This is a genomic window from Acinetobacter sp. Res13-Abat-PEC15-P4-01, from assembly GCF_015676285.1.
GTDB lineage: Bacteria > Pseudomonadota > Gammaproteobacteria > Pseudomonadales > Moraxellaceae > Acinetobacter > Acinetobacter nematophilus.
On record NZ_JADAIN010000037.1, the window covers coordinates 66,841 to 80,264 of the forward strand.

Below are 13,424 nucleotides of genomic sequence, written 5' to 3' on the forward strand. Positions count from 1 at the left end.
CATAACAACAATTTAGGTTTTTTATGTCTGATCTACATCATATCGTGGTTGTTGGTGGTGGTGCTGGTGGTTTAGAACTGGTGACTCAACTGGGTGATACACTTGGTAAAAACAAGAAAGCCAAGATCACCCTGGTTGATCAAAAACTCACCCATATTTGGAAACCACTCCTCCACGAAATCGCTGCAGGAACCATGAATCCAAGCGATGAAGAAACCAATTACTATGCGCATGCCGCTAAACATCATTATGAATTTGTCCTTGGTCGATTTGAACAACTCGACCGTGAGCATAAAACCATAGTGCTAAGTAAAACGCAAACCAGTAAGTACGAATCCAATCAAGAAAAAATAGTACTCAGTTATGACACTTTGATTCTTGCTGTGGGTTCTGTGTCCAATGATTTTAATACACCGGGCGTTAAAGAATTCTGTCACTATTTGGATAGTCGTCAGCAAGCGGAAATTTTCCAACAAGACTTGCTCCACTTGTACTTAGACGCACAAAATAAAAATATTGATCGTGAACTGCATATTGCTGTCATTGGTGCTGGTGCAACAGGTGTGGAGCTTTCCGCAGAGCTGGTTCAAGCCAAACAAAATTTTTATAAATACGGCTTGAATAAAATCAATCCAAATCATGTCAAAATCACTTTGGTTGAAGGTGCCGACCGTATCTTGCCGGCTCTATCTGAAAAAATGGCTGAACATGCAACTCAGCAGCTAAAACGTATGAAAATTGATGTATTAACAGGAAAGCGTGTCGAAAAAGTTGATGCTGAACGAGTCTATTTTAATGACGGTACATCTGTAGAAGCACAATTAAAAGTCTGGGCTGCGGGTATCAAAACCCCTGAAGTGATTGCAAATCTGGAAGGTTTTGAAAAAGACCGCATGGGACGTCTGAAAGTATATGCAACATTACAAACTCAAGCAGATCCGAACATCTTTGCTTTTGGAGATTGCGCACACTGTATCTTAGATGCACGAGAAGCCCCGCTTGGACCGCGTGCGCAGGTAGCGAGTCAGCAAGCCACGTTTCTTGTGGATGCCATGTATGCCCGTATCAAAGGACGCCAACAGCCGATGTTCCAATTCGCAGACAAGGGTTCATTGGTATCACTCAGTGAAAATAAGGCCGTCGGTGAATTGTTGGGGCAAGTCAATGTACAGGGTTTTGTTGCAAAATCAATGTATGTCTCTTTATACCGTATCCATCAGGCCACCATTTACGGTTATGCACATGCAGGGCTATTAACAGCTAAAGATTTTGTTACACGAAAAATTGCACCCAAAATTAAATTGCATTGAAATTTAGTTTTTAGCCCCAATCTATGAAAAAATGGTCAAAATACAGCTGAAAATGCATTTTTTTAGTAAATTTAGTCTACAAAAACTGCTTTTCACTTTATGATGTAGCCTTAAAATTATCGATTACCGAATGGATCAATAACATGACTGCTATTGCAAATAACAACGTGGTTTCTTTCCACTATACGTTGACTAACGCTGAGGGTGAAACTCTTGATAAATCACAAGGTGAACCACTTGCATATTTACATGGCGCAGGTAACATCATTCCTGGTTTAGAAAAAGCTTTAGAAGGTAAAACTGTAGGCGACAAATTTACAGTGACTATTCCTGCTGCTGAAGGTTATGGTGAATACAATCCTGACCTCGTTCAAGAAGTTCCTGCTCAAATGTTTCAAGGTGTAGAAAACATTGAAGCTGGTATGCAGTTCCAAGCACAAACTGATGATGGTGTTCAAATCGTTACAGTTAAAGCAGTTGAAGGTGAAAACGTAATCGTTGATGCCAACTTCCCATTGGCTGGTCAAGATCTTACTTTTGAAGTTGAAATCGTAGAAGTACGTGACGCTTCTCCAGAAGAATTAGAACATGGTCATGTACATGGCGCAGGTGGTCATCACCACTAAGATCTGATTATCTGATCTGAAAAGGCAAAGTTTTTACTTTGCCTTTTTTATGGGTGTCGGGTTAAAGTGATTTGGATCATGTGGCAACAAAACGATTTGTGAAAATTTTATGCAGAAACAGCTCATTTGGTTTAGACAAGATTTACGTATTCATGACCATACTGCCCTTTGGCATGCCCGTCAGTCTGGCACAGTGATTGCGTTGGTTATCCTTTCTCCTGAACAATGGCAAAAGCATGATGATGCACCAATTAAAATCGACTTTTATTTACGTCAAATCGAAGCATTACAACACACATTAACTACATTAAATATTCCCCTGATTATTCAAACCATTCCGTTGTGGAAAGATATCGCTACAGAACTGACTCAACTGTGTCAAAAATTAAATATTGAAAATATTCATGCCAATATTGAATGTGGTGTCAATGAATTAAATAGAGACTTTGAAGTTCAAAAGCGTTTGAATAAAAGTGGGCATGATTTAATTTTATATCATGACCGTACATTATTTCCTGTAGGCTCGGTCCGTAATAAGTCAAATCAACCCTATCAGGTCTTTGGCGCATTTAAGAAATATTGTTATGAACAATTAAGTATTTCAGTGACTCAATGTTATCCTGCACCTGAAATTCAATCTTTGGATCTGGATATTTATAAAGATCATATAAATCCGCCTCCATCATATAAAGCACTTGGATTTGAGTTCGCTGAGAGAAATGCCGAAGCACAATGGCAAGTCGGCGAAGCACACGCATGGCATCTTTTAGATGATTTTTTAGACAACCATATTGAACATTATCAACGAGATCGAGATTTTCCAAATCTTGAAGCTACCAGTCAGCTCTCCGCATATTTAAATATCGGTATTATCTCCATTCGCCAATGTATCAATGCTTTATTTAGGAAACAACAGGGACAGTTTTCTATAGATCATATTGGTCAACAAATCTGGATGGACGAGTTACTTTGGCGAGAATTTTATCAACATATCCTCTTTGACTTCCCACGTGTCTCAAAGCATTTACCCTTTAAACAAACAACACAAAAGTTAGCGTGGCGTGATGCACCTGAGGAACTGGCTGCATGGCAAATGGGTCAAACAGGTATCCCGATTGTTGATGCTGGAATGCGCCAGTTGTTACAGACAGGTTGGATGCATAACCGTGTGCGAATGATTGTCGCCATGTTCTTGAGTAAAAATCTTTTGATCGATTGGCGTTTAGGTGAGCGATGGTTTATGCAACATTTGGTTGACGGCGACTTGGCTGCGAATAATGGCGGTTGGCAATGGTGCGCCTCTACAGGTACTGATTCAGTCCCATATTTTCGAATCTTCAATCCAGTCAGTCAATCACAGAAGTTTGATGCTGAAGGTGAATATATCCGAAAATGGGTCCCTGAACTGGCAGGTTTAGATGCAAAAACTATTCATGAACCTTATGCCAAAAATCCGAATATTCAGTTGAATTATCCTCAACCTATTATTGATTTAAAACAAAGTCGTATCCGGGCAATTGAAGCTTTTAAGCAAATTTAAAATACTCAACTTAAAAGCTTCACAAAACAGTGACTAGATCACTTGTCCAAAAGTTTTAAACTGATGATCTGAATAGTTTTTTGGACGTTCAATTGATTCAAAATAGCAGTAGTATTTAAAAATGCTGTTTAAAGAAACATACAGCACTTTTTGCTCTGAAACAGACCAGACCTGTGCATGATTTGAGCCTGATAATGTACTGCCACTTAATTGAAACAGGTATAAATCCTGTGTTCTTTGAATCTGCTTTTGAGTCGATTGAATGGTTGAGTTTGATGAATCTAGTCTCGATGAATCAAGCAACAACCGGCATGTTGAATTAATCAGCCATTTTTCGCTAAACCAAAGTTGTAACAAATCACCCAAGTACAGTTTTTTTTCAGAAAAAGGCCAAACATCTAAATATGCTTGCTCAACTTCAATATGATATTGTTCAGGATTTTGAAGAATAGAAAGATAGTTTTCTTGATAAAAAGAAAATTTTTCAAAAATTTGAGAAATAGTAAGCGTCGTCATTGCGCTGTCTCCTATTTAGCCATTTTAGTGCTGGCAAGTTGGTTAAATCCACACGGTTTAAGTCAAACTTAAACGCTCTTTATGTTTTTAATCTAACAAGTCAGCTCTCGCTTTGCAACCACTCAAATCCATTTTTTAATTTTGATCGTGTTTGTTCAAATAAAAAGCATACAAGTCAAAAATGAAGAAAAGATGACATCAAAGGCTTGACCACTCGTGATATATCCTTATAATCGCATGCAGATTCTCCAATAGCTCAGTCGGTAGAGCGACGGACTGTTAATCCGCAGGTCCCTGGTTCGAGCCCAGGTTGGAGAGCCAAATTCTAAAAGCCTACATTATTTGATGTGGGCTTTTTTTATTTTTCAAAAAAAATAATAGGTTATATCACTATAATTATTTAAATCATCCGAGAAACGATACAACTTTACTAAGCTACCTATACGGTAGTGAACCAATATAGCAATATTGAGCTTGGGCACCACATTTTCTAAGCTACCTATACGGTAGTGAGCCATTTCCTGCTCTAGCATTTGGTTCTGATGGTTTTCTAAGCTACCTATACGGTAGTGAACTTGGTTTAAAGACTTATCAAAAGTGGGAATCATTTCTAAGCTACCTATACGGTAGTGAACTTGGTTTAAAGACTTATCAAAAGTGGGAATCATTTCTAAGCTACCTATGCGGTAGTGAACTGCAAGCGGTATCGTAGGCGCAGCGAATGCACTTTCTAAGCTACCTATGCGGTAGTGAACCGCCCGTACTCACGCCAACAGATCGAATCGATTTTCTAAGCTACCTATGCGGTAGTGAACAAGACCAACCAGAACAAGAGATAGACGATCAATTTCTAAGCTACCTATGCGGTAGTGAACATGGTGAGCAATATTTCAATATTCGCAAACAATTTCTAAGCTACCTATACGGTAGTGAACATGCAGCGAATCAAGCAGGCGGTTTGCTTTCATTTCTAAGCTACCTATGCGGTAGTGAACTTAAACTGTGCAGAGCTATAATTAGACCTTACTTTCTAAGCTACCTATGCGGTAGTGAACAAATCAAAAGTATTATCAATCAATGATCTACATTTCTAAGCTACCTATGCGGTAGTGAACCATTGATTGATGAATAGCTAATGTTTGAATAATTTCTAAGCTACCTATGCGGTAGTGAACCATGAAATCATGTTGATTCATGACTGGTTCAGTTTCTAAGCTACCTATGCGGTAGTGAACAATACATTGCGAACAAATTGCGTACTTTCGTTTTTCTAAGCTACCTATGCGGTAGTGAACCAGACTATGTTAATGCTCGTAAAATCATTAATTTTCTAAGCTACCTATGCGGTAGTGAACCGAGTGGTTTCACGCTCATTCTGAATGAATTGTTTCTAAGCTACCTATGCGGTAGTGAACATCGTATTGCATTAACTCAATGTTGGTGCAGCTTTCTAAGCTACCTATGCGGTAGTGAACAGGTTCAAAGACTTACAAAGTTAGATGAATCATTTCTAAGCTACCTATGCGGTAGTGAACACTAATTTTAAATCAAAAAATAAAATGATTACAATAAGTTAAGCCAGAGAATTATCAAATGACCCAAGTTTATAAGTATAAATATAACATATTGATTTTATTAAACTATTAAAGAGTTAAAAAATATTGGGTTAAAATTTTGAAGCAGTTGCTGTACTTTAAAAGTATAACTTCCAATTTTCCCTTTTGCCTCGTCAGCAAAAGTCATAGAAGTATACAATACAAATTCTATTCTCTTTATCAATTGGATGAACTGTTTAGTCTTGAGCAAATACAAGGACAATACGACCCTGAAGCAGATTGAGTGCCTATAGAAAAATATTAAACTACTGTTTTTATAGATTTTTAAATCTTAAATAGAAAAGACCAAAGCAGTGCTTTGGTCTTTTCTGCGAAACTTGACTTAAGTACTTCCCTTAAGGGGTACTCCGCTATGAAAACGAAAAGTTTTGTCGGGAGTTAAAATCAACGCTTTTTCAACTTCACGTATCAACTCAATACGCTGTTGAATATCTTCTTCAGGATCTTTCAATTTTGCAGTTTGAGCGACATCCAATGCCAACGCCAAATAGTCTTCGTAGTGTCGTGACTCCGATTTCAACAAATAACGGTAATAACGTCCAAGCTCGTCATCCACCAACGGTGCCAACGCATAAAAACGCTCGCATGAGCGTGCCTCTACAAAAGCACCAATGACTAAAACATCAATCAATGCTTCAGGTTCATAGGTTCGAATTTCCTTACGCAAACCACCAGCATAACGACCTGCACTTAGCCCCTGCCATGCTTGACCACGCTTTTGCATAAATTCTAAAACCTGCTCGTAGTGCAACATTTCTTCACGTACGAGCTGTGCCAGTTTGACTTGCAAATCAGTAAAGAAGCTATAGCGAAACATCAGGTTCATTGCTGTTCCTGCTGCTTTCTTTTCACAATTTGCATGATCTTGCATCAACAAGGGGAGATTGTTCAATGCTTCATCCAACCAAGCTTTTGGGGTTTCACAACCCAAAAAGGCAATCACTGGCTGCATGAGTTCATCATAATTCATATTCGACATGATCAATATTCAATAAAGTAAATCAAAAAAGTAAATTAAACTGCAGCTTGAATAGCGGCTTTCATGTCTTTTACAGCTTGCGTCAAACCTACAAATACACTTTCAGCAATAATAGAATGCCCAATATTCAATTCATGGATCTGAGGAATAGCAGCAATCGCAGCAACATTTTCCAAGTTCAAACCATGACCTGCATTGACCACCAAACCCTGAGCCGCAGCATATTCTACGCCTTTCACAATACGCTCAAGTTCTGCCTGTTGTTCTGCACCCGTGGTAGCATCTGCATATGCACCTGTATGTAACTCAATCGTTGGCGCACCACAGGCAATCGCTGCATCAATCTGTGCAAAGTCAGGATCGATAAATAAAGAAACATCGCAACCAATCGCTGTGAGTGCCTGTGTAGCTGCCTTGACATCTGCAAAATGCCCAACAACATCCAAGCCACCTTCAGTGGTTACTTCCTGGCGTTTTTCCGGCACAAAACAAACATGATGCGGTTTAATCTCAGTTGCAAATGCAACCATTTCATCAGTTACCGCAATTTCTAAATTCATTCTGGTTTTCAGTACTGGTCGCATACGGCGCACATCATCATCCTGAATATGACGACGATCTTCACGCAAGTGTAAAGTAATGCCTTCCGCCCCTGCTTGCTCACAGATCAATGCTGCTTTCACAGGATCAGGATAAGTTGTTCCACGCGCTTGTCTTAGTGTTGCAACATGATCAATGTTTACACCTAGCAATGCAGCCATAACATTTTCCTAATTAACCAATAAAATGAAATTAACGGCTCAAAGATTTAGATTGAGCATTTTGAATCCAAAGCTGACGACTCTTCAATGGTCGATCACCTAAAAGTGATGTGATCATTTGTCGGTAAAGCTTGGTCAATAATTGTAACTGTTCTGGACTAAAATCCCTACCCTTTTCATAACTTGCCATACTCAAAATTTGTTGTCCGAGCAAAGTGGATGAGGCGCTATGCGCGACTGGCATAAAGCCTTCAGACAGTTGAAACTGATAGCGTTGTGCAGTAGTGATCATCTGCTGATTTGAATCATGTTCATAGTCTAGTGGAAAGCCTAATTCCTCTAAAAGTGCATGTTCAAACTGGCGTAAAATTTGTCGAAGAAATAAATCCGCTTGCGGATGTTCCGCTAAGTTCTGTAAATGTTGCAAGGTTATATGATATTGCTGAAAAGTTTCAGGCATCATTTCTTCAAGTGGACAAAGCCTCAGAATAATTTCATTGAGATAGAAACCTGAAAAAAAGGCATCTCCATAGAAGAAAATCGGCTGATTTAAAATTTCCAGTTTAGAAAAGTTCTTGAGTTCAGATTTCCCCGAAGCTTGCAGGGTAATGGGTTGGTATTGGGGAGGCGGGGTTTGTCGAAGAATACCATCGACACGACCGTGCTCTTGCGTAAACAAGTGTACAATATGACTGCGTTCGCGGTATTTTCGATGATGGATCAAATAACCATGCAAGATTTCATTGCGCATCTTGCTTTATCTTATTCATCCTTTTCTTTTTTCTTGTCTTCATCGTCATCCCCATCCGGGATTACAGCCCCAACAACAGCCGCAGTCCCTTTGACTACGCCTTTTGTAGTTTTATAAGCAACTTTGACAGGAACCGTCACAATTTTAGTAATGCAACCTTGTAGCATTATGACGCATACAAGAATGGAAATAACTCGGATCATGACAGTTCCCAAAAAATGACTTAAATATCGCTATAGCCTAGGCTTTTCAAAGCACGTTCATCATCAGACCAACCGCCTTTGACTTTGACCCAAAGCGTTAACATGATTTTCTGCTCGAACATTTTTTCCATGTCGACACGAGCATCCATACCGATTTTCTTCAGCTTAGCACCTTTTTCACCAATTACGATGGCTTTCTGTCCAGGGCGATCAACAAAAATTGTGGCATCAATATATGTACATGCAGCTTTAGGACGACCCGTCTTTTCATTGATCGTTGCTTCTTCTGTCTTAAATGATTCAATTTGAACTGTTAAATCATAAGGAAGTTCCTCACCTAGCTGACGCATAATTTTCTCACGAATAATTTCACTCGCAAGGAAACGTTCAGAACGGTCAGTCAACTGGTCCAAAGAGTACAATGGTGGTTGGAAAGGAAGATATTTTTCAATCGCGTCACGTAAATGATCCAAGTTGGCACCACGTAATGCGGACACTGGAACAATTTCAGCAAAATTCATTAACTTTGCACGTTCTTGAATCAACGGCAACACCATACGCTTGTTTTCTAAAGTATCAATCTTGTTGATGATGAGAACCACTGGCATTTCTGCGTTTTTAAGCTTCTCTAAAACCAACTCATCATTCTGCGTCCATTTCTGCGCATCAAGCACAAATAAAACCAGATTGACATCACGCAAAGCCGAATGTGCCGCTTTATTCATCATCTTATTGATGGCACGCACTTCTTTTTTATGCATACCCGGGGTATCCACAAAAACTGCCTGGGATTTTTCACGACTATCAATGCCAATGATTTTATGGCGGGTGGTTTGTGGTTTACGTGAAGTAATCGATAACTTTTGACCCAACAAATGGTTCATCAAAGTAGATTTACCCACATTTGGACGTCCAACGATTGCAACAAAACCACTGCGATAATCAGATGGAATTTCAGTGCCTTGTGAACTAAAAAACTGATTAATTAAATCATTACCGTTTTCAGACGACTCGTGATCAGCATCATTGTGATCGGAATGTGTATTCATGCAGTTTACTGCTCCAATAGCTTTAAAAAATCCGCCGCGACTGCCTGTTCTGCAAAACGGCGACTCGATCCCTCACCCATCATTTTAGGTAAGCCATCTATAGTACATTCTACTTTAAAATGTTGATTTGGTGCATCACCTTGAATATCAACCACCTCATAAACAGGGAGATGTTTTTTACGGGCTTGTAGATACTCCTGTAAGCGCGATTTTGGATCTTTTAACTGATCTGTCGGCTCAATATGATCCAGATAAGGGGCATACCATTTGAGAACAATGGATTCCAACAAAGGTAAATCCTGACTTTCTGTATAAATTGCGCCAATAATCGCTTCAACCGTATCCGCTAATATTGACTCACGATGATGACCGCCTGATTTCAATTCACCGGTACTTAAAATTAAACTTTGGCTTAATTTTAAATCATTGGCAATTTTACCCAATGCTTCCTGACGTACTAAAGTTGCACGCATACGGGTTAAACGCCCTTCATTTTCATGAGGATAGGCATTGTATAAGTAATTTGCGATGATCATCCCCAACAATGAGTCACCCAGAAACTCTAGACGCTCATAGTTGTGTTTGTGACTCACCGAACGGTGAGTCAGCGCGAGTTGTAGTAACTCGTGTTGTTTAAACTGGTAACCGATTCTACTTTGTAAGCGAAGATCACTTACTTTCAACTGACCTTTGATCAAAACTCTTCTCGAAAGTGAGGACTAAATCAATATTCAGCATGAAATTTTTCCGTACTTCATATTTTTTAGTCACTTGTAAACCATCTTTAGTTGAAACAGTCGCAATATCTTCGAATTTAGTGTCTCGGATATTGTTCATTTCTAACCTTTTGTCAACTTCTGTTGCAAATTTCAATGGTGTGATTTCAGCAGAGCTATTTTTGATTTGCTCTACAATTTGACCGTTAATCACACGATCATCCCAGTATAATGGCCATACAGCTACTATGATTTTCAACATAAAAGCTAAAGCAATTATCCCCAATAAAATTCCAATATATGAAGCGCCTTGTTGATTTTTACGCATTTTCTTATCCAACAGGTGAGAATAAATAATCCCTAATCCCAATCAAAAAAGAGTTATTGCTTTGATCAAGAGTTATGATTTAGGCAAACTCATCATTTTCAATTGTTTATAAACTTCTTATACACTGGAAAACAATACTGTGATAAAAAATTTATCGACACTATTATCCTTTAAACTGCGTCAAGTTGCTAGTTCAAATCATTTGTTCTGTTTTATTTTTCTTATAAATCAATATAACTTCATAGTTTTAGCAGATCAAAAAGAAAGGTCAATAAACATTGACCTTTCTTTATTTTTAGCATTTGCAGGGATTGCGTTTATTGAATTGCACCATTACGGCTAAATGATGGAATTTTTAGACCCGGCTCTTTATGCATCCAAACATAAATTGCATGACCTGTTAAATTCTCTTCAGGTACAAAGCCCCAGAAACGACTGTCAGCACTTTGATCACGGTTATCACCCATCGCAAAATATTGACCCTTAGGTACGGTAACTTCCCAGCTCTGTCCATTTGACTTTACGAAACGGTCATTTGCAGTCGCTACATAAGGTAAATCCTGTTTGTTTTGCGCATAATTAAATGCAGCAATCAGAGGATTTTGCCCTTCCAATAAACGAACCAAATGTTTATGGGTACCCATTGTTTCATAGTAGTAAATCGATTTTGGTGTATCTAAAATATCCTTTTCACGACTAAACTGAGTTGGAACTTGCTCAACATTTTTACCATTAATGGTCAACTGACCTTGATTAAATTCAATATGATCACCGGGTAATCCAATAATACGCTTGATATAGCTAATTTTTGGATTTTCAGGATAACGGAATACAGCAACATCACCACGTTGCGGTTCACCAATATCCAGAATCTTGGTGTTGGTAATCGGTAAACGCACTCCATACTGGAACTTATTCACCAAGATATAATCTCCTGTTTCTAAGGTCGGGACCATAGAGTCAGAAGGAATATTGAATGGCTCAAAGAAGAAAGAGCGTAAAACAAGAACTACAGCAAGAACAGGCCAGAAATCATATGCCCATGAAATAACGACATTTTCATTCCCCTTTCCTTTGGTTGCACGCTGTTTCAACACAAACTTATCAAGTAACCACAGCGCAAAAAAAACCAGCGTTACAGGAACGAGAATTAAATTAAAATCAAAATCCATGAGCAATCAGACCTCTAGTTTTTATCTTTCTACTTTTAACACAGCAAGGAACGCTTCTTGTGGAATTTCAACACTACCCACTTGTTTCATACGTTTCTTACCTTCTTTTTGCTTAGATAACAATTTCTTCTTACGAGAAACGTCACCACCATAACATTTAGCCAATACGTTTTTACGCATAGCTTTTACAGTTGAACGTGCAATGATTTGTGCACCAATCGCAGCTTGAATCGCAACATCAAACATTTGGCGTGGAATCAAGTCCTTCATTTTTTCAACCAAAGCAATACCGCGGTGACGGGCATCATTACGATGGCAAATCATTGCTAAGGCATCAACCTTATCACCATTAATTAATACATCAACCTTAACCAGAGATGAACTTTCAAAACGGACAAAGTTATAATCCAAAGAAGCAAAACCACGTGAACATGATTTCAATTTATCAAAGAAATCCATCACCACTTCTGCCATTGGAATTTCAAAGCTAATCGACACTTGGTTACCCAAGAACTTCATATCTTTTTGCACGCCACGACGCTCAATACACAGCGTCATCACATTGCCTAGGTATTCTTGCGGAACAAGGATATGACATTCTGCAATTGGCTCACGTAAATCTTCTACGGTTGAACCGTCCGGCATTTTAGATGGACTGTCGATATAAACCGTTTGACCATTTTTCATCAATGCTTCATAGATCACTGTTGGTGCTGAGCTGATGAGGTCCAAATCATACTCACGTTCTAAACGCTCTTGTACGATCTCCATGTGCAGCATACCCAAGAAGCCACAACGGAAACCAAAACCAAGTGCATCTGAACTTTCAGGTTCAAAGAATAAAGCAGAGTCATTGATTTGCAGTTTGTGCAAGGCTTCACGGAACGGTTCAAAATCACTGGCATCAATGGGAAACAAACCTGCATAGACCTGTGGTTTTACCTTTTTAAAGCCCGGTAACGTTTCAACTTCTGGTGTTGCTGCAAGTGTAATCGTATCCCCCACTGGCGCACCAAAAATATCTTTGATCCCAGCAATCACAAAACCGACTTCACCTGCTTCTAAAATGCCTGTTTCAGTATGTTTTGGATTGAAAATACCTACCGAGGTAATGATATGTGACTGACCTGTTGATTTCATCAACATCTTATCGCCTTTACGCACACGACCTTGTTTGATACGAACCAACGAAACCACGCCTAAGTAGTTATCGAACCACGAGTCAATAATCAGTGCTTGGAGCGGTGCATCACGATCACCTTGGGGCGCAGGAATGACATCGACCAAAGTTTCAAGAACTGACTCTACTCCTAAACCTGTTTTTGCTGAACAGGTAGGTGCATGGGTTGCTTCGATTCCAATAATTTCTTCAATTTCATGGATTACACGTTCAGGTTCAGCTTGAGGCAAATCAATTTTGTTGAGAATTGGCAGTACTTCCAAGCCTTGTTCAATGGCGGTATAACAGTTTGCAACAGATTGTGCTTCCACACCCTGTGCAGCATCCACAACCAATAGTGCGCCCTCACAGGCAGCCAACGATCGAGAAACTTCATAAGAGAAGTCGACGTGTCCCGGAGTATCAATAAAGTTTAACTGGTATTCTTGACCATTCGGGTGCGTGTAATACAATGTTACCGAAGCCGCTTTAATGGTGATTCCACGCTCACGCTCAAGCTCCATAGAGTCTAAAACTTGAGCCTGCATTTCACGATCTTGCAATCCACCACACATTTGGATAAATCGGTCAGCAAGAGTCGACTTTCCATGGTCGATGTGAGCGATAATAGAAAAATTGCGTATGTTATTGATATTAACAGACTTCTTAGCTACTGCCATAAACTACTCTAAAAATAT

The 13,424-nt window shown here is 39.1% G+C and carries 13 protein-coding genes, 1 tRNA gene and 1 CRISPR repeat array; of the genes, 4 read left to right on the forward strand and 10 right to left on the reverse strand.

Translation table 11 applies throughout. The features are described 5' to 3' along the window. Window positions 1-23: 23 nt before the first annotated feature. From IMO47_RS13075 to IMO47_RS13085, 3 genes are all read left to right on the forward strand, one after another. The gene (locus IMO47_RS13075) at window positions 24-1,310 is read left to right on the forward strand and encodes an NAD(P)/FAD-dependent oxidoreductase (protein ID WP_196076709.1); all 1,287 of its coding nucleotides are present in this window, start codon (window positions 24-26) and stop codon (window positions 1,308-1,310) included. A gap of 143 nt (window positions 1,311-1,453) precedes the next feature. Next, window positions 1,454-1,936 carry a peptidylprolyl isomerase gene (locus tag IMO47_RS13080; RefSeq protein ID WP_004829245.1) on the forward strand — a complete coding sequence of 161 codons (483 nt, stop codon included), beginning with the start codon at window positions 1,454-1,456 and terminating at the stop codon, window positions 1,934-1,936. 109 nt (window positions 1,937-2,045) lie between these two features. Then, window positions 2,046-3,476, forward strand: a complete 1,431-nt coding sequence (locus IMO47_RS13085; protein ID WP_196076710.1) for a deoxyribodipyrimidine photo-lyase — start codon at window positions 2,046-2,048, stop codon at window positions 3,474-3,476. A gap of 33 nt (window positions 3,477-3,509) precedes the next feature. Here the strand turns inward: IMO47_RS13085 and IMO47_RS13090 are convergent, their stop codons facing one another. Continuing rightward, window positions 3,510-3,992, reverse strand: a complete 483-nt coding sequence (locus tag IMO47_RS13090) for a hypothetical protein (protein WP_196076711.1) — start codon at window positions 3,990-3,992, stop codon at window positions 3,510-3,512. Between the two features lie 245 nt (window positions 3,993-4,237). On the opposite strand from IMO47_RS13090, the gene IMO47_RS13095 reads away from it, so the two are divergent. Next, window positions 4,238-4,313 (forward strand) — tRNA-Asn (locus IMO47_RS13095). Between the two features lie 106 nt (window positions 4,314-4,419). Next, a CRISPR array of direct repeats spans window positions 4,420-5,527; the repeat unit is 28 nt; unit sequence TTTCTAAGCTACCTATGCGGTAGTGAAC. A 403-nt stretch (window positions 5,528-5,930) separates the two neighbouring features. On the opposite strand, the gene IMO47_RS13100 is transcribed toward IMO47_RS13095, so the two are convergent. The 9 genes from IMO47_RS13100 to lepA all read right to left on the reverse strand — a co-directional run bounded on the left by IMO47_RS13100 (window position 5,931) and on the right by lepA (window position 13,406). Next, window positions 5,931-6,587 (reverse strand): tRNA-(ms[2]io[6]A)-hydroxylase, encoded by a 657-nt coding sequence (locus IMO47_RS13100; RefSeq protein WP_196076975.1) that lies wholly within the window; start codon window positions 6,585-6,587, stop codon window positions 5,931-5,933. Between the two features lie 35 nt (window positions 6,588-6,622). Further along, window positions 6,623-7,348 carry a pyridoxine 5'-phosphate synthase gene (gene pdxJ / locus IMO47_RS13105; protein ID WP_196076976.1) on the reverse strand — a complete coding sequence of 242 codons (726 nt, stop codon included), beginning with the start codon at window positions 7,346-7,348 and terminating at the stop codon, window positions 6,623-6,625. Window positions 7,349-7,379: 31 nt separating this feature from the next. After that, entirely contained in the window at window positions 7,380-8,099 is a 720-nt protein-coding gene (recO, locus tag IMO47_RS13110) for a DNA repair protein RecO (RefSeq protein WP_196076977.1), read from the reverse strand. Window positions 8,100-8,110: 11 nt separating this feature from the next. Next, window positions 8,111-8,302, reverse strand: a complete 192-nt coding sequence (locus IMO47_RS13115) for an NF038104 family lipoprotein (RefSeq protein WP_196076978.1) — start codon at window positions 8,300-8,302, stop codon at window positions 8,111-8,113. A gap of 20 nt (window positions 8,303-8,322) precedes the next feature. Continuing rightward, window positions 8,323-9,351 (reverse strand): GTPase Era, encoded by a 1,029-nt coding sequence (gene era, locus IMO47_RS13120; protein WP_196076979.1) that lies wholly within the window; start codon window positions 9,349-9,351, stop codon window positions 8,323-8,325. Between the two features lie 5 nt (window positions 9,352-9,356). Next, on the reverse strand, window positions 9,357-10,049 hold the full coding sequence (gene rnc, locus IMO47_RS13125) for a ribonuclease III (RefSeq protein WP_196076980.1): 693 nt from the start codon (window positions 10,047-10,049) through the stop codon (window positions 9,357-9,359). Beyond that, the gene (locus IMO47_RS13130; protein WP_004829270.1) at window positions 10,021-10,395 is read right to left on the reverse strand and encodes a DUF4845 domain-containing protein; all 375 of its coding nucleotides are present in this window, start codon (window positions 10,393-10,395) and stop codon (window positions 10,021-10,023) included. Before IMO47_RS13130 ends, rnc begins: the two co-directional genes overlap by 29 nt. Window positions 10,396-10,712: 317 nt before the next feature. Then, window positions 10,713-11,567 (reverse strand): signal peptidase I, encoded by an 855-nt coding sequence (gene lepB, locus IMO47_RS13135; protein WP_196076981.1) that lies wholly within the window; start codon window positions 11,565-11,567, stop codon window positions 10,713-10,715. A gap of 21 nt (window positions 11,568-11,588) precedes the next feature. Next, window positions 11,589-13,406 carry a translation elongation factor 4 gene (gene lepA, locus IMO47_RS13140; protein ID WP_196076982.1) on the reverse strand — a complete coding sequence of 606 codons (1,818 nt, stop codon included), beginning with the start codon at window positions 13,404-13,406 and terminating at the stop codon, window positions 11,589-11,591. Window positions 13,407-13,424 lie beyond the last annotated feature (18 nt).